The 16,093-nt window shown below is 41.3% G+C and carries 16 protein-coding genes; 9 read left to right on the forward strand and 7 right to left on the reverse strand.

Annotation, left to right across the window (positions count from 1 at the left end):
- Window positions 1–47 precede the first annotated feature (47 nt).
- Window positions 48–782 (reverse strand): ornithine uptake porin CarO, encoded by a 735-nt coding sequence (gene carO / locus P255_RS08330; protein WP_004900422.1) that lies wholly within the window; start codon window positions 780–782, stop codon window positions 48–50.
- Between the two features lie 353 nt (window positions 783–1,135).
- Between carO and dapD the strand changes: the two genes are divergently transcribed.
- The 6 genes from dapD to P255_RS08360 all read left to right on the forward strand — a co-directional run bounded on the left by dapD (window position 1,136) and on the right by P255_RS08360 (window position 5,151).
- Entirely contained in the window at window positions 1,136–1,957 is an 822-nt protein-coding gene (dapD, locus tag P255_RS08335; RefSeq protein WP_004751466.1) for a 2,3,4,5-tetrahydropyridine-2,6-dicarboxylate N-succinyltransferase, read from the forward strand.
- Window positions 1,958–2,071: 114 nt separating this feature from the next.
- Window positions 2,072–2,782, forward strand: a complete 711-nt coding sequence (gene queE / locus P255_RS08340) for a 7-carboxy-7-deazaguanine synthase QueE (protein ID WP_004900418.1) — start codon at window positions 2,072–2,074, stop codon at window positions 2,780–2,782.
- A 22-nt stretch (window positions 2,783–2,804) separates the two neighbouring features.
- Complete coding sequence (queC, locus tag P255_RS08345; protein ID WP_004900415.1) at window positions 2,805–3,476, forward strand: 7-cyano-7-deazaguanine synthase QueC; 672 nt, start codon at window positions 2,805–2,807, stop codon at window positions 3,474–3,476.
- A 12-nt stretch (window positions 3,477–3,488) separates the two neighbouring features.
- On the forward strand, window positions 3,489–3,893 hold the full coding sequence (locus tag P255_RS08350; RefSeq protein WP_004900412.1) for a hypothetical protein: 405 nt from the start codon (window positions 3,489–3,491) through the stop codon (window positions 3,891–3,893).
- 94 nt (window positions 3,894–3,987) lie between these two features.
- Window positions 3,988–4,680, forward strand: a complete 693-nt coding sequence (locus tag P255_RS08355) for a Dph6-related ATP pyrophosphatase (RefSeq protein ID WP_004900411.1) — start codon at window positions 3,988–3,990, stop codon at window positions 4,678–4,680.
- Window positions 4,681–4,689: 9 nt separating this feature from the next.
- The gene (locus tag P255_RS08360; RefSeq protein WP_004900406.1) at window positions 4,690–5,151 is read left to right on the forward strand and encodes a peroxiredoxin; all 462 of its coding nucleotides are present in this window, start codon (window positions 4,690–4,692) and stop codon (window positions 5,149–5,151) included.
- A 33-nt stretch (window positions 5,152–5,184) separates the two neighbouring features.
- Here P255_RS08360 and P255_RS08365 read toward each other — a convergent pair whose 3' ends face one another.
- Window positions 5,185–5,748 (reverse strand): nicotinate-nicotinamide nucleotide adenylyltransferase, encoded by a 564-nt coding sequence (locus P255_RS08365; RefSeq protein ID WP_035365128.1) that lies wholly within the window; start codon window positions 5,746–5,748, stop codon window positions 5,185–5,187.
- Window positions 5,749–5,866: 118 nt separating this feature from the next.
- Here P255_RS08365 and P255_RS08370 point away from each other — a divergent pair, with 118 nt between their 5' ends.
- On the forward strand, window positions 5,867–6,718 hold the full coding sequence (locus P255_RS08370; protein ID WP_004900399.1) for an enoyl-CoA hydratase-related protein: 852 nt from the start codon (window positions 5,867–5,869) through the stop codon (window positions 6,716–6,718).
- 119 nt (window positions 6,719–6,837) lie between these two features.
- The gene (locus tag P255_RS08375) at window positions 6,838–7,596 is read left to right on the forward strand and encodes a nitroreductase family protein (protein WP_004900396.1); all 759 of its coding nucleotides are present in this window, start codon (window positions 6,838–6,840) and stop codon (window positions 7,594–7,596) included.
- A 242-nt stretch (window positions 7,597–7,838) separates the two neighbouring features.
- On the opposite strand, the gene P255_RS08380 is transcribed toward P255_RS08375, so the two are convergent.
- The 5 genes from P255_RS08380 to P255_RS08400 all read right to left on the reverse strand — a co-directional run bounded on the left by P255_RS08380 (window position 7,839) and on the right by P255_RS08400 (window position 14,551).
- Window positions 7,839–8,156, reverse strand: coding sequence for a YqfO family protein (locus P255_RS08380; protein ID WP_004900393.1), 318 nt, complete (start codon window positions 8,154–8,156; stop codon window positions 7,839–7,841).
- 42 nt (window positions 8,157–8,198) lie between these two features.
- Complete coding sequence (locus P255_RS08385) at window positions 8,199–8,756, reverse strand: hypothetical protein (RefSeq protein ID WP_004900390.1); 558 nt, start codon at window positions 8,754–8,756, stop codon at window positions 8,199–8,201.
- 46 nt (window positions 8,757–8,802) lie between these two features.
- Window positions 8,803–9,495 (reverse strand): hypothetical protein, encoded by a 693-nt coding sequence (locus tag P255_RS08390; RefSeq protein ID WP_004900388.1) that lies wholly within the window; start codon window positions 9,493–9,495, stop codon window positions 8,803–8,805.
- 115 nt (window positions 9,496–9,610) lie between these two features.
- Window positions 9,611–13,447: a phosphoribosylformylglycinamidine synthase gene (gene purL / locus P255_RS08395; protein ID WP_004900386.1), complete on the reverse strand. Its 3,837-nt coding sequence runs from the start codon at window positions 13,445–13,447 to the stop codon at window positions 9,611–9,613.
- A gap of 399 nt (window positions 13,448–13,846) precedes the next feature.
- Window positions 13,847–14,551, reverse strand: a complete 705-nt coding sequence (locus tag P255_RS08400; protein WP_004900383.1) for a VIT1/CCC1 transporter family protein — start codon at window positions 14,549–14,551, stop codon at window positions 13,847–13,849.
- Window positions 14,552–14,737: 186 nt separating this feature from the next.
- Between P255_RS08400 and P255_RS08405 the strand changes: the two genes are divergently transcribed.
- On the forward strand, window positions 14,738–16,078 hold the full coding sequence (locus P255_RS08405) for a deoxyguanosinetriphosphate triphosphohydrolase (RefSeq protein WP_004900378.1): 1,341 nt from the start codon (window positions 14,738–14,740) through the stop codon (window positions 16,076–16,078).
- Window positions 16,079–16,093: the final 15 nt, after the last annotated feature.

Genomic DNA, 16,093 nt, shown 5'->3' on the forward strand with positions numbered 1-16,093 from the left:
ATAAATAAAAAATGCCATCCCATGATGGCATTTTTTATGCGTGATGATTAGAAGCGGTAAATCACGCCGACTTTGGCAGAAGGTAACCATTTGTATTTATCTTCATTGGCGATTTTATTTTCCTGTGCTTTTAAGTCGCTTTGGAACTGGGCATTGGTTCCGCCTGAGTTGACCGTTGCATTCGAGGTCAACGTCACCGCTGGATTATCGGTATAGTATGCCCCCACTTCACCAAAGACACCCCAATGCTCGCTCAGCATTGGATGCGCACCAATTCCGACATATGGGGCAATCTCGTTTTTGTATTTCATTTGGCCTGTAATATTGCCTGTAATGTTGTATTTGTTGTCATTAACAAAAACATTGCCATCGTTGGACTTTGAGGTCAGCTTGTAATCATTGTCCAGATATGCTGCCCCTGCTGCAACATATACCGACTTGGCAAAGTGATTACTGCTTGCTCCCCAAGGGTGCATTTCTGCATTTAAATAGACGTTATTGTTGTTGTGCTGATTAAGGTCATATTTAGTTCCATGACTCTTAATATTATTACGCCAGTTAATATCACCACCGTTATAGCCCAAGCTTACACCTACATAAGGGTTCACATCCCATGTAAATGCCCCGCCATAACCAGTTGTCCCTGCTTCAGCACGAAATGAACTTGGCAAATAAGTTTTATAAGTATTGCCTGGTTCCGTAATGACTGGCTCATCTGCCATGACCACACCTGTAATTGAAACCAGTGCCGAGGCAACCAGAATTTTCTGAATGTTCTTCATGATGCTTCTCCTGACCAAGCGTGAATTCCCACGGGTTGTGTTGCTATTATGGCTGGACATATTAAGTTGAAAATGGATGATTTTTATGCAAAATTTGCTGAATTTATGTTATTTTTTTAATCTGTTTTTCAAAACATCCGAATAAAATATTTAAAAAACCATTTTAAATCAAAATAATGAAATCTCATCAATATACATAAAATAACCAAATCACACATATGAGATTTTCTTAAGCTCAACCATGATACTGCTTTTTCTGAAATCTTGAGCGTTTTGCTATTTTTCCAATCGCATGCTCTCGTTTTTAGTGTAAAATCGTTGTAATTTTTTGAGCATAATTTTGGGATAAGCATATGTCTGAGCTTGCTACGATTATTGAACAGGCCTTTGAAAACCGTGCCAACTTTACTGCAGCAGACTGTCCTGCTGAAGTTCGCGCTGCTGTTGAGCAAGCGATTCAAGGTTTAGACAACGGTAGCCTTCGTGTTGCAGAAAAAATTGAAGGTGAGTGGGTTGTTCACCAATGGTTAAAAAAAGCTGTGCTTTTATCATTCAAATTGAATGACAACAAACCAATCGAATCTTGCGACCTTCGTTTCTACGACAAAGTAGACACTAAATTCAAAGGTTGGACTGAAGAACAATTTAAACAAGCTGGCGTACGTGTTGTACCACCAGCAGTTGCACGTCGTGGTAGCTTCCAGGCGAAAAATGTCGTGCTTATGCCTTCTTATGTGAACATCGGTGCATACGTTGACGAAGGTACAATGGTTGATACATGGGCGACTGTAGGTTCATGTGCACAAATTGGTAAAAACGTACACTTGTCTGGCGGCGTAGGGATTGGTGGTGTTCTTGAGCCACTTCAAGCAAACCCAACCATCATTGAAGATAACTGTTTCATCGGTGCACGTTCTGAAATCGTTGAAGGCGTGATCGTTGAAGAAGGTTCTGTGATTTCTATGGGCGTGTTTATTGGTCAGTCAACCAAAATTTATGACCGCGCAACTGGCGAAATCCACTACGGCCGTGTACCAGCAGGTTCTGTTGTTGTTGCAGGTAGCCTTCCATCTAAATGCGGTACTTACAGCCTTTACGCTGCAATCATCGTGAAAAAAGTTGATGCGCAAACTCGTGCAAAAACCAGCTTGAACGATTTGCTTCGCGACGAGTAATCTCTAAACTGTTGAGGAACTTAACCTGTTCCTCGGAGCTTCATTCGCTCCTCGTCTCTACGGTTGTAAAATCGTAGAGATTTTTGTTTTTTTAAATACTGTGGTTATTTTGCTATGAATCCGCTTCGCTCCTCTCAGATTCCTGTGACTGATCCTGCTGCAGGCTTACGTATTACCGAGATTTTCTATTCACTGCAAGGTGAAGCGAATACCGCAGGATTGCCCACGGTTTTTATCCGTTTGACAGGCTGCCCACTGCGTTGCACCTATTGTGATACCACCTATTCATTTGAAGGTGGCGAACGCTGGTCACTGGACAAAATTATTGAAACAGCCCAAGCCTATCAAACCCCATATATCTGTGTGACTGGTGGTGAACCACTGGCACAGCCCAACTGCATCGCCTTACTGAATCGCTTGTGTGAACTAGGTTTTGAAGTATCTTTAGAAACCAGTGGTGCATTAGATGTCAGTAAAGTCGATCAGCGCGTATCCAAAGTCCTTGATTTAAAAACCCCAACTTCGGGTGAGGCACACCGCAATTTGCTCAGCAATCTGGATCTGCTTACGACCAAGGATCAAATCAAGTTTGTGATTTGTAACCGTGAAGATTATGAATGGTCAAAGCAACAGCTTGCAGAGTATCAACTCCAGCAAAAAGTCAGTACCGTTTGGTTCTCCCCTGCTTTTGCTGTCGAAAAAGGCAATGCCAAATTGCCACGCTTTGCCCGTGATCTGGCACAGTGGATTTTAGATGATCATTTACCTGTACGTTTTCAGTTACAACTACATAAACTGTTGTGGCAAGATGAAACAGGTCGTTAATTAAATTTTTTGGAGAATGAATATGCGCCCTCGCGCCATAGTTTTATTATCTGGTGGTTTAGACTCAACTACTTGTTTAGCTTGGGCGCAAGCACGATATGAATGTATTGCCCTGAGCTTTCAGTACGGACAACGCTCAAGCACCGAACTTGATGCTGCCAAAGCTCTAGCACAGCGTTCAGGCGTAGAACATCGTATTATCAATATTGATTTGGGTAATCTCGGTGGTTCGGCACTCACTGACCATAACATTGCGGTTCCAGAACAGGCTCAGGAAGGTATTCCTGTCACTTATGTTCCAGCACGTAACACGATTTTCCTGTCTTACGCACTTGCTGCGGCAGAAGTTTTTGGCGCTGAAGCCATTGTGATTGGCGTAAATGCTGTAGATTACTCAGGTTATCCTGACTGCCGCCCTGAGTTTATTGACGCGTTTGCACAACTTGCAAGCCTCGCGACCAAAGCTGGGGTTGAAGGAAAACCACTTAAAATTGAAACACCTCTGTTACATTTATCTAAAGGGAATATAATACGTTTAGGTCTTGAACATGGTGTAGACTACAGTCAAACAGTGTCTTGCTATCAAGCTGACGACCAGGGACGTGCTTGTGGTAAATGCGATAGCTGCCGCTTACGTAAAGAAGGTTTTGCTCAGGCAGGCGTTGAAGACCCAACACGTTACGTACCTCAATAAAAGGCAGGTTATATGAAATTCTTAAATTCAAAACTGATTGTTTCTACTCTTTTTTCTGCATTGGCATTTACAGCAACAATGTCTCATGCAGCACAAGATCCGTCAAAAAGCACCAACGTTCGTGCAACCCTAATTAGCAACTGTAAAGAAAGTGCAGGTAAAGGCGGCAAACTGACTGCAGCAGAAACCAATAAGTTTTGTACATGCCAAGTCGATGCTGAAGGTCGCTTGACCAAAGCTCAAGAATGGCAAATTATTAGCACCGTTAACCAAAAGAAAAGCCCAAGCTCACTTCCTTTTATTCAACAACAAAACAAAGCTGTCCAAGCTTGTTTTGGTCCACAGTTGACTGCAAAGTTAAAATCTTTGTCTGAAGAAGCCATGAAAAATGCGCAACAAGCAGAACAAAAGAAGTAAGACATCACAGTTAAGTGATTCTATTAACTAGCCACATCATGTGGCTAGTTTTTTTATGGGGTCACCTATTTTCAACGCAGGTAGAACATAAATCATGCAAATGCTATGGAATGCCAACGCCCAGAACAAAAAATTTGTCGCTGCTTATAGTGGAGGTAAAGACAGCAGCCTTGCTCTCTTTAAAGCCATGCAAATGGGTGAAGCGATAGGTTTAATTGTGATGCTAGAAGAGCAAGGACTCAAATCACGTTCACATGGTATGTCACTCGAGATTATCCATGCGCAAGCCGATGCTATTGGGTTACCTATTTTGACGGCTTGTGCAACATGGCAAAACTATGAAGCACAGTTTATCGAACTACTTAACCAGCAAAAAACATTGGGTGCAGAAGTTTTGGTCACTGGGGATATCGATTTACTCGGTCATGCAGAATGGAACCAATCCGTCTGTAATAAAAGTCAGTTAAAATTATGCATGCCTCTATGGCAAAAACCCCGTCTCGAAATTATCCATGAATTTATAGACTTAGGCTTTCAAAGCGTTATTGTTACGGTAAACCTAGATTTAGGCATGAAAGTTGAAGATCTTGGGCGGGTTTTGACTACCCAGTATGTAGAAGAACTTTGTGCGCGTGGCATTGATCCCTGTGGTGAAGCGGGTGAATTTCATACCACGGTGATTGATGGCCCAATCTTTAAAAAAGCACTTTCAATTCGCAAAGGTGATATTCTGTATCACAACAATTATGCGTTTTTGCCCCTTACATTAGAACATCATGAAATTTAAGGACAGATAATGACTGACAGCATTCAACTTCCAAATCAAGCCTTTCCTACCACAACAGGTGAAATCAACTTAGCTGAAGTTGCATCAGAATGGTTAATTGTTTATTTTTACCCTAAGGATTCAACTCCAGGCTGTACCACTCAGGCTGTTGATTTTTCTTGTATTCAAGACCAGTTTACTGAACAAGGTGCAACGATTATTGGGATTTCACGTGATTCGGTAAAATCGCACCAAAACTTTACTGAAAAGCAGGCTCTCAAAATCAATCTGATCAGCGATAAAGAAGAAGTTTTATGCCAACACTTCGATGTCATTAAAGAAAAAAATATGTATGGCAAAAAGGTCATGGGCATTGAACGCTCTACCTTTATTTTTCATAACGGCAAGTTAGTAAAAGAATACCGTAAGGTGAAAGCTGCAGGTCATGCCGAACAAGTACTTGCCGATCTTAAAGCACTCAAAGCGGCATAAAAAATAATAGCTAGCAGTAATGCTAGCTATTTTTTAAAAACTGCTACTGTCTTGCCGTGTAAAACGCTGTTTTAGCTCATCATAAACAGGCGTATTTTGAAATTGCTGTAAAAACTCAATCGTACCTTGCGGAAAATATTGGGTTTGAATTTCACCACGATAATATGCTTCACGCATTGGTGTTGCCGAAATCGAATTTTTTAAACTTTCGAGCTCGACCAAAGTCCAGTCTGGAAACAATTGTAAATAGTACGACGAGTCATCTTTAAAGTGACCAATCAGTCCAATGCTCGCCTGCACTGGTGTATTGGCTGCCACCAGATCTTTGACCAATTTCACCCATTTCTGATCATCATAGACATCAACAACATGCACAAAAACAATACGTTGTTGATCTTCCTGAGAAAAATTCGACAAGATCATCTGTTCACGTTCTTGAGCAAGAAACGGGTTTTTGATACTGCGCTCGGCCTGAGCCGAACCTAAAGCAATAATCACCTTCTGGCTTTGTTGCAATGCAATCTGAATAGTCTGCATATGCGCCAGATGAAATGGTTGAAAACGCCCAATGAAAACAAGATAATCAAAACGATACATCATAGGATATCAATAATTAAACCAAGGGATGGTGAAGTGCAATGATAAAGAATCAGCGTGAAGCATAACAATTTACCTTCTGAAAATCACCAAATACTGTAAATAAAGGATATGAATAATGACACTCACTTGTTTAACACAGCCCCATCAGCATTTACAGGCAAGCCTTGAACATGGCGTACTCACTCTCGCCATTGACCGTGCGATTGCCAAAAATGCGATTTATAGCGGGTTATATTTATGGATTGCTCAGGCTTTAGACCAAGCCAATGTCAGTGATGAAGTTCGTGTAGTTGTTTTACGCGGCGCAGGCGATGACTTTACCGCAGGCAATGACATGCAGGATTTTTTAGATTCCCTGCAAAACCCGATCAGCACCAGTGCGGCAGAACAACCACCTTTTATCTTGCTCAAATCTGCAGCCAAACTCTCTAAACCGCTGATTGTTGCCGTCAAAGGTGTGGCAATTGGTATTGGTGTCACCCTACTCTTACATGCAGACTTGGTCTATGCCGATGAATCTGCTGTGTTTCAACTACCATTTGTCAGCCTTGGACTATCACCAGAAGGTGGTGCAAGCAAACTTTTGCAGCAACAAGTGGGCTATCATCATGCCGCAGAACTTTTGCTGACCGCACAAAAATTCAATGCTCATACGGCTGAAAAATTTGGCTTAATCAATCAGGTTTTTTCCAATGAACATCTGCGCGCACCATTTCATCTAATGGCCTTGATGGAACATCATGATGTTTATGATTTTGCGAATGAAACAGCGAAAAATATGGCAAAACTTCCAATTGCATCGCTTAAGCAAACCAAAGCACTCATGAAACAAAACCTACCTGAAATTTTGGAATGGATTGATGAAGAAGCTGAAATTTTTATGCAACGGGTCAAATCACCTGAACTGCATGAAGCGGTCAATGCTTTCTTGGAAAAGCGCGAAGCTGATTTCTCAAAATTCAACTAAATAGCCTCTTTAGGCAGCTCTTTTCTGAGCTGCCTATTTATACACTACACAATCCTACATGCAACTGCGTTTAGAATAGCAGATAATATTTTCTGATTTTTTGTTGTGATATTTAAAATATGGACACTACGAAAACCACAGCCAAAGTTCGTTACCATGAGGCTGCACCTGATGATATTGATGTCAATCAGTTTAAAAAAGTCATCGAAAGTCGCCGTTCAGTGCGTAAATTTACCGATACGCCGATTCCTGCTGAAATTTTAGATGAATGTTTAGACCTTGCACTACTTGCACCCAATTCTTCAAATTTGCAGCCGTGGATGTTTTATGTGGTGCAATCGGCTGAGAAAAAAACGCAACTGGTTAAAGCCTGTATGGGGCAACTGGCTGCTCGAACTGCGGCTGAACTGATTGTCTGCGTGGCACGTACAGATCGTATTGATGAAATGGCAAAGAAAAATCTCAGCCAGTTTCCAATGCCTAAAACACCAAAAGCAGTGCAGCAATACTATCGCTTTATTGCCTATAATTACAAAACAGGACTATTCAACAGTATTGGCAACGCCAAAAAACTGGCTTTTAGCGTTGTTCGCCAATTTACCCCTCTGCCTGTCACTGCATTTAGTCCTGCAGACCGTAAACTTTGGGCTGTTAAAAGCACTGCCCTTGCCTGTGAAAATTTAGTTTTAGCACTCCGCGCTTATGGGTTTGACAGTTGTATGATGGAAGGTTTCGATGAACCTCGCGTGCGTAAACTTTTACAGTTGGGTGATGAAGAATATCCTGTGATGGTCATCGGTGCTGGGCAACGTGCTGAAGATGGGGTGTTTTTCCCGCAGTATCGTTTTGAGCGTGAGTTATTTGTTCAGAAGGTTTAATCGAACACTTTATTATTAGCTACTCGCAGCAATTTGATACGCGTCAAAGTCATCAGCAACTGTTCGAGGCAAGGTGAAAATCGCATCGTAAAGTTTCTGCGATCAGTTTAATTGAATGATGAACTTTGCCGAGTTTTGCTGATGACAATGGTTTTGCCTACTTTTGCCAAAACAAAAGTAGGATTCAGCAAACATTAAGCCCTAAATCAAAAATTAAATTACAAGATGGCATCTTGATAACTTTAATACTGAACATCCACCATTTGAATAAACTCAAAAGCAGGTTCTTCATACGGATGACTCGTTTGTAAAGCTTGAACCACTTGCTTGGCTTGCGCTTCAGGAACAATGGTTTCTACACGCCACTCTTCAAGTTGTTCGAGCTGATCAAGTTGCCCTAAACATGGGTCTGCGCCTTTCACAGGTTTAAACTGTCCGATACCTTTGACTTGCCATGCACACTGTTCGTAGTTGCCGATACCACCTGCACCTGCAGCAAAAATGGCTTGTTTGGTCGACTCAAGATGGCTTTCAGGAACGTAGTAAATGAGTTTGAACATAATAATTAATCTAAATAACTAAGGGTTCTAAAATTATTTATTTTATATATCAGAAAAACCAAATTCAAATCCAGTTAATATTTTACTTTTCTTATTGAACTTATAGAGCGCGTAATAAGATGGCATATAATTATTTTTCAAAATAGGATAATCTCGATCTTCTGTGTAATATTTTAATATGAGTGAATCTTTGTCATTATATTGATTTGTTGGAACACCCATTTTTTTAATAAAATCAGCATAATGTATACCAATAAAATTTTGATTTTGTGTAATAAATTTTTCAACATTCAACTTATTAATAAGCCTACCATATGCTACTCTATTTGGAGTAGTCACTGTTATTCGCTGTACATTCAAACTAGATCCACCACAACAGAAATCCAAAATTAAAATTTGATCATTATTTTTATTAGAAAAATAAATTTTCTCTCCTGATAATTCAAACTTTATATTTTTATTATAAAATTTAGACTTTTCAAAATTTTGCGCTATTTTAATATTATGGCTAATAACATCTTGATCAAATTTAAAATGATTATCTTGGGCTTTAATATTAAAGCTAAAAAAGAACAATCCAATTAAAATAATTTTTCTCATATTCGTCTCACTTCTTAAAGTTCAAATAATTTCACTTCGTAAATTTTTATAAATCAGTTATAGACATCAATTCTTTGTGAATCACATAAAGCTTTGCATAAGCATCTATTGCATTATGAATATCTTGCTTAATGGTCAAAAAATCAGGTTCCGGTGTAGTTCGGCTTCTTAAGTCTTCAATCATGGCATCTGTTAAATGTAATGATAAAGCCTGTGGTGTCCATAAATCATCTAAAGAATCTTGTAGAGTTTTTACTGATTTTTTATGAATAAAGCATAATAAATTGAACTGTGTAGTGATTAATACTCGTAATGTTTTTTCAATATCTGACGTCAATTCAGCCACACAATCAAATGACTGAATCGCCCCATAAAGTTGACAAAATCCCTCTACACGTTTATCAACTTTAGACAAACTTCCCAAAGTACCACCAAAATTCAAAGCTTGTGGCAGCAGCAATCTAAATAGCTCAGTTCGTGCTTGTTTTAAGCTTTCAATGGTTTGATGTGCCTCATCTTTTAGCTCTCTAAGCTTCACTGCATTCCCTGCAATCGAAAACTCTTGAATTTCCGAAGAAAAATAAATGATTAAACTTAATACTATGCCACCCAAAACCAATGCTACAAACTCCGATCCTGCAAGCTTTCCAATGAACAGTAACCATACTGCTCCACCAATACAAAATAAACTCAGAGAAATACCGAGAAAAATTGAAATGCCTGATTTTTTTGATGACATATTTTTTATTTTCCAATTTACAAATTTAGTTAATCAACAGTCTCAGCATAAACTGATTTACTGGCAAAGAAAAAGCCACCTTACGGTGGCTTTTTGAACTTGGCTAAATCAACAATTAACCAATAAATTTACGGGCATTACGGAACATACGTAACCATGCACCATCCTCAGTCCAGCCTTCTGGCGCCCAAGAATGCTGAATCGCACGGAAGTTACGCTCAGGGTGCGGCATCATAATTGTCGCACGACCGTCTTTAGATGTTACACCTGTAATCGCATCTGGCGAACCGTTCGGGTTCAACGGATAATGCTGAGTCGGCTGACCAAGGCTATCCACATAACGTAAAGTCACTTGATGTCCTGCTTGTAAGCTTGCCAAGTTTTCAGCACTTGCCACAACACGACCTTCACCATGCGCAACTGCGATTGGTAAAATCGAACCTTCCATATCTTGCAACAATACAGAAGCTGATTTTTCTACACGGACATTCACTGCACGTGCTTCAAACACTTCAGAAGTGTTACGGTGGAAACGAGGCCAAGCATCCGCACCAGGAATTAATGGCGCAAGTTGTGAAATCATCTGACAGCCGTTACAGACACCTAAAGTGAAGGTATCGTCACGGTGGAAGAATTTTTCGAACTGGTCACGCAATTTCGCATTGAACAAAACTGATTTTGCCCAGCCGCCACCAGCACCCAGTACGTCACCGTAAGAGAAGCCACCACAAGCCACTAAGCCTTCGAAGTCATTTAAGTCAACTCGACCCGCAAGCAAATCACTCATGTGAACATCGACTGTGTTAAAGCCAACTTTATCAAATGCAGCCGCCATTTCAGTCTGACCATTGACACCTTGTTCACGCAAAATCACCATGCTTGGACGGCGTAAATTAATGAACGGCGCTTCTACAGGTTCATTTAAGTCATATGTTGGCTGTGCAATCAAACCTTTGTGGTTTTTATCTGCAATTAACGCAAACTCTTGATCAGCAGTTTCAGAGTTGTCACGTAAACGCTGGATTTGATGTGAAACTTCTGCCCATGCCTGTTGTAACTCTGCACGGTCTAAAGTTAAGCCGTTGATGCTTAACTGGTCGCTGTTATTCACTTGACCAACCACAGTAATTGCATCTTTCAGACTTGATGCAGCAACTTCAGCTTCAAGCGCTGCCCAGTCAGCTGCCTTGATTTGTACAACTGCACCAATTTCTTCAGCAAACAGGCTTTCAGTGCTTTGGTTTTCCAAAGCCACGCCCAAGCGTGAAGCAAACATCATTTCAGCTACAGTTGCCAACAAACCACCATCACCAATGTCATGGTAAGCTTGAAGTAAGCCACGATTGTTCCAGTCTTGAACTAATGCGAAGAATGCTTTGAAGTCATCAAAACTGTCTACGTCAGGAGTTACTGAACCGATTGCTTTATAAACTTGAGTAAGGATCGAACCACCTAAACGGAACTGACCTTTTGACAAATCAATACGTACAAGCACTGAATCATCAAGCTGTTTTAGCTCAGGTGTCAATGTCTTACGAACGTCCAAGACTGGCGCAAATGCGGTAATCACACCTGTCATCGGTGAAGTCACAGCTTTATCAACGCCTTCATCCGTCCAAGTGGTACGCATTGAAAGTGAGTCTTTACCCACTGGAATAGCAATACCCAACGCAGGGCACATTTCCATACCAATCGCTTTTACACCTTCAAACAAGGCTTGGTCTTCGCCTTTTTGACCTGCTGCTGCCATCCAGTTCGCAGACAATTTAATGTCGCTGATCTGTTCGATGTTGGCACACATGATGTTTGAAATTGCTTCAGCCACTGCTAAACGTGCAGATGCTGCTGGGTTAAGCAATGCAACTGGTGGACGTTCGCCCATTGCCATTGCTTCGCCTGTATAACCTTCAAGGCTTGTAGTCGTCACTGCTGCATCAGCAACAGGAACCTGCCAGCGACCAACCATTTGGTCACGTGCAACCATACCTGTAATTGAACGGTCACCGATGGTAATCAAGAATGATTTAGATGCAACCGTCGGGTTTTTCAAGACACGGAAAATCGCATCTTTCAAATCAACTTTTGATGCATCAAAGTCGTTACCTTGACGTTCAATGGTTTCGTAAGAACGTTGCATACGTGGCGTGCCGCCCAACATCACTTGCATTGGGATGTCGACTGCCTTGTTCTCAAATAACGGATCTTCAACAGTTAAGTGACGTGCTTCGGTTGCTTCACCCAACACAGCGAATGGACAGCGTTCACGCGCACAAATTGATTCAAATTGTGCCAAAGACTCTGGACGAATTGCAAGAACATAACGCTCTTGTGCTTCATTTGACCAGATTTCCATTGGGCTCATGCCCGGTTCAAGCGATGGAATCTTACGAAGGTTAAGAATTGCACCTAACTCGTGATCATTCACAAGTTCAGGCATAGCATTCGATAAACCACCCGCACCTACGTCATGTACAGACACGATTGGGTTGAAGTCTTCCAAGCGCCAGCATGTATCAATGACTTCTTGGCAACGGCGTTCCATTTCTGGGTTTTCACGTTGTACAGAAGCAAAGTCAAGGCTTTCACCCATCGTACCGCTATCTACAGAAGATGCTGCACCACCGCCAAGACCGATCAACATGGCAGGGCCACCAAGTACAATCAGTAAATCACCTGGTTGAATCGCATCTTTCTCGACATGGTCAGGACGAATGTTACCGTAACCACCTGCGATCATAATTGGCTTATGGAAACCTTTCACTTCACCATTCACGTTTTGTTCAAATGTACGGAAATAACCGTTCAGGTTTGGACGACCAAATTCGTTGTTAAACGCTGCACCACCCAACGGGCCTTCGATCATGATTTGTAATGGCGATGCCATACGTGAAGGTTTGCCGTAGTTCTCTTCCCAAGGCTGTTCAAAACCAGGAATATTCAGGTTAGATACAGTAAAGCCTGTTAAACCTGCTTTTGGCTTACCACCACGACCTGTCGCGCCTTCATCACGGATTTCACCACCTGAACCTGTTGCCGCACCTGCAAATGGAGAAATTGCAGTCGGGTGGTTGTGGGTTTCCACTTTCATGAGGATGTGAGCGGCTTGGCTCTTGTATTTATAAATGTAATGACCTGTTGCTGCGTCTTGTTTTGGATAAAAACGCATGGTGTCATAACCGACAATCACCGAAGCATTGTCTTTATATGCTGACAACACATCATTTGGTGATTCTTTATAAGTATTTTTAATCATCTGGAACAAAGACAATGGTTGTTTTTCACCATCAATTGTCCATTCTGAACCAAAGATTTTATGACGGCAGTGCTCAGAGTTGGCTTGAGCAAACATCATCAATTCGATGTCGTTCGGGTTACGACCCAATTTGGTGAAAGCCGCAGTCAGATAATCAATTTCTTGCTCTGACAATGCAAAACCAAACTCTTGGTTCGCTTTGACCAATGCTTCTTTGCCTTGACCCAAAATATCAATTGCATTGAGTGGCTTTGGTGCCGTCTCTGAAAATAGTGCTTGAGCATCTTCAATCTGGTCAAACACAGTCTCAGTCATGCGGTCATGCAATACCAGCTTTACAGCTTTTGAAACATCACTTACGCCTTTTAGAGTAAATAAAAGACCACGTTCTAAGCGGTGTACAGGTGTATTACAGTTTTTGAAAATATCGGTCGCTTTAGATGACCACGGTGAGATTGTGCCAACCCGTGGAGTCACCAAAATTTGAACTTCATCGGCTGCAACTTGACGCAACTCGAAAGACTGACCATCATTTAAAAGTTGTAAAGCTGACTGATATTGCTGCTCGTTGAGCGCTTGATCAAACAGATAAACCCATTGGCTATCAAAAGACTGAACAGAACTAATTGACGTCAAACGCGATAATAGTTGAGTTTTCTTAAAAGAGGAATGCGCTGAGGCACCGGCCACGATAAACATGTTGATTTTGGCTCCACGGGCTTGTCGTTAATGACGTTACCGCAATGTGACTTAGAGAGAGCGCATATTCTACTGTGAAAAGCCCCAATCAGCTAGATCAAGAAATAAGATTCTGTAAGTGATTTTTAAAGAAGTATTTATTTTTACAAAATATTTTTTTTAGATTGCTTATTTTAAATGCAATTTTTTTTTCAAATCAAACTGAGTGCATAACAAATAGACAACATAAAGGGCTTTTTCTGTGGTCTCTGTTCAACTTCAAATAGAAAATAGCCCTCTTTCGATGATTTATACCCTCTTTGTATCTCTCCTTAACCCAAATAAAAAGTAAAATAAAAATCTCAATTATCAGTGGCAAGTTAATAAATACACATTCAAAGCACGATCTCCACGCTTATATCAATGAACATCCACATCAAATAACGAACCTACCCAAAAACTAAACAGCATCGCCAAAATCCCCCAAACCACAACCCGTAATGCTCCTTTCCAAACGCTATTGCCTCCGACATAGCTGGCGAGCGCACCTAAAACGCCCAAAGAAATAATCCCCACGCTGCCCACACCGATTTGAACCCAATGCGCAGGAAAAATCAGGATTGCCAACAGTGGGCACACCGCACCAACAGAAAAAGAAAAAGCAGAAGAAAAGGCGGCTTGCAAAGGCTTCGCCAGTGTTTGTTCAAAAATCCCGATTTCATCACGGGCATGGGCTTGCAAAGCATCATGTGCAGTCAGTTGTTTAGCCACTTCAACAGCCAGACTCGGCTCCAAACCACGCTGTACATAGATTTTGGTGAGTTCTTTAAGTTCCTGATCTGGATTGTGATGCAATTCATGCGCTTCCATTTTCAGGTCAGCCTGTTCAATGTCTTGTTGTGACTTGACTGAAATGTATTCACCTGCCGCCATGGATACAGCACCCGAAATCAAACCTGCAATACAGCTCACCAGTAGTGTTTGTGCAGATGCACCACTTGCTGCAATTCCGATCACCAAACTGGTCACAGAAATAATGCCATCATTTGCACCGAGTACCGCAGCACGCAACCAACCTGAACGTTCGGTATAATGTTTTTCGGTATGAGAAGAATGTCGTGTCATTATTGTCGGCTCTAAATTTTATGATTGTACTTAGCTTGTATATAGCAGAAATTAGTCATTGCTTCGACATTTATACGAGATAAACTGCGCAACATCTGCAATTACGACAAGTCATGACGTTATGCTCTAGAGTCTATAGCGCTTTTTTGGCATGATGTCTTTTTACAAGGAATAAAAACTGAATTCATGAGACAAATGCGTTGGTTAGAATTGCTATCAGCAATCCGTTTAGGTACAAAAAAAAGTCGCAACGAATTAGGACGCAGCCCATTTCATAAAGATTATGATCGCATTATTTTTTCACAAAGTTTTCGTCAATTAAATAGAAAAACCCAAGTACATCCCCTTACCCAACACGATGGCGTACATACACGTCTCACCCATTCACTCGAAGTTTCCTGTATCGGACGTTCACTCGGCATGATGGCAGCCGAAAAAATCAAAGATGATTTACCCATGTGGATTACCCCTGCCGATGTCGGGGCGATCATCCAGGCAGCCTGTTTAGCACATGACATAGGTAATCCACCATTTGGGCATGCAGGCGAATACGCGATTCGCGAATGGTTTGATGATGCTTCTCACACTGACTTTCTCACCGAATTAAGTCCAGAAGAACAAGCCGATGTACGTCAGTTTGAGGGCAATGCACAAGGTTTACGCTTATTGACCCGCGTTGACTACCATCCTGACAATGGTGGCATGCGTTTAACCTGTGCCACCATTGGGGCATATTTAAAGTATCCATGGTTGTCTAAAACCATTGAATCTCAGGGTGACCAACCTTCTCACCGCCGAGCAAAATTTGGCTGCTACCAGACTGAAAAAGAGATTTTAAAAGAAATTGCCGAACAGCTTGGACTGATTCAACTGGGTGAATACCATTATTGCCGTCATCCACTCACTTATTTGCTCGAAGCTGCCGATGACATTTGTTATGCCCTGATTGACTTAGAAGATGGTATTAGCCTGAACATTCTCAGTTACCCAGAAGTTGAACCGATTTTTTTGAACTTAATTGCCGACTATGGTGTACCTAGCGAACTTTCAACACCGTGGAGTACATGGCAACAAAAAATTGCAGCTTTACGCGGACGCGTTATGAAACGCCTTGTCGATGAGGTCACGACAGCTTTTGCCAAGCATCAATACCAGATTCTAACAGGTCAACTTGAAGGAACACTGCTGCAATACTGTTCTGCCGATATTTCAGAGGGGATTGAACAAGCAAAAAATCTGGCACGTGAAAAAATCTTTAAGCACAGACAAAAACTAGATTTAGAAATTGTTGCACACATGAGTTTACAATCTATTCTCGATGCCTTTATTCCACTCACTGTTCCAAACAAACAACTGAGCTTTAAAGATCAGCGCATGATGTCAATTTTGCAGCAATCTGGCGCGAATTTTGGGGTAAATCACTACCAAAACATCATGCAGGTGCTCGATATCATCAGCAAGTTTTCAGACCATGAAGCATATGACCTCGCGCAAGTTTTGCAAGGTCGACCAACCTCTTTTATATAATTTCAGGAAATATTG

The sequence above is a fragment of the Acinetobacter brisouii CIP 110357 genome (assembly GCF_000488275.1).
GTDB lineage: Bacteria > Pseudomonadota > Gammaproteobacteria > Pseudomonadales > Moraxellaceae > Acinetobacter > Acinetobacter brisouii.

Bases quoted from the DNA above. Each gene is read 5' to 3' on its own strand.
- P255_RS08360 (WP_004900406.1), top strand. From the start codon at position 4,690: ATGACTGACAGCATTCAACTTCCAAATCAAGCCTTTCCTACCACAACA.
- P255_RS08405 (WP_004900378.1), top strand. From the start codon at position 14,738: ATGAGACAAATGCGTTGGTTAGAATTGCTATCAGCAATCCGTTTAGGT.
- P255_RS08355 (WP_004900411.1), top strand. From the start codon at position 3,988: ATGCAAATGCTATGGAATGCCAACGCCCAGAACAAAAAATTTGTCGCT.
- P255_RS08375 (WP_004900396.1), top strand. From the start codon at position 6,838: ATGGACACTACGAAAACCACAGCCAAAGTTCGTTACCATGAGGCTGCA.
- dapD (WP_004751466.1), top strand. From the start codon at position 1,136: ATGTCTGAGCTTGCTACGATTATTGAACAGGCCTTTGAAAACCGTGCC.
- P255_RS08370 (WP_004900399.1), top strand. From the start codon at position 5,867: ATGACACTCACTTGTTTAACACAGCCCCATCAGCATTTACAGGCAAGC.
- queC (WP_004900415.1), top strand. From the start codon at position 2,805: ATGCGCCCTCGCGCCATAGTTTTATTATCTGGTGGTTTAGACTCAACT.
- P255_RS08390 (WP_004900388.1), bottom strand. From the start codon at position 9,495: ATGTCATCAAAAAAATCAGGCATTTCAATTTTTCTCGGTATTTCTCTG.
- P255_RS08400 (WP_004900383.1), bottom strand. From the start codon at position 14,551: ATGACACGACATTCTTCTCATACCGAAAAACATTATACCGAACGTTCA.
- P255_RS08380 (WP_004900393.1), bottom strand. From the start codon at position 8,156: ATGTTCAAACTCATTTACTACGTTCCTGAAAGCCATCTTGAGTCGACC.
- queE (WP_004900418.1), top strand. From the start codon at position 2,072: ATGAATCCGCTTCGCTCCTCTCAGATTCCTGTGACTGATCCTGCTGCA.
- P255_RS08365 (WP_035365128.1), bottom strand. From the start codon at position 5,748: ATGTATCGTTTTGATTATCTTGTTTTCATTGGGCGTTTTCAACCATTT.
- purL (WP_004900386.1), bottom strand. From the start codon at position 13,447: ATGTTTATCGTGGCCGGTGCCTCAGCGCATTCCTCTTTTAAGAAAACT.
- P255_RS08350 (WP_004900412.1), top strand. From the start codon at position 3,489: ATGAAATTCTTAAATTCAAAACTGATTGTTTCTACTCTTTTTTCTGCA.
- carO (WP_004900422.1), bottom strand. From the start codon at position 782: ATGAAGAACATTCAGAAAATTCTGGTTGCCTCGGCACTGGTTTCAATT.
- P255_RS08385 (WP_004900390.1), bottom strand. From the start codon at position 8,756: ATGAGAAAAATTATTTTAATTGGATTGTTCTTTTTTAGCTTTAATATT.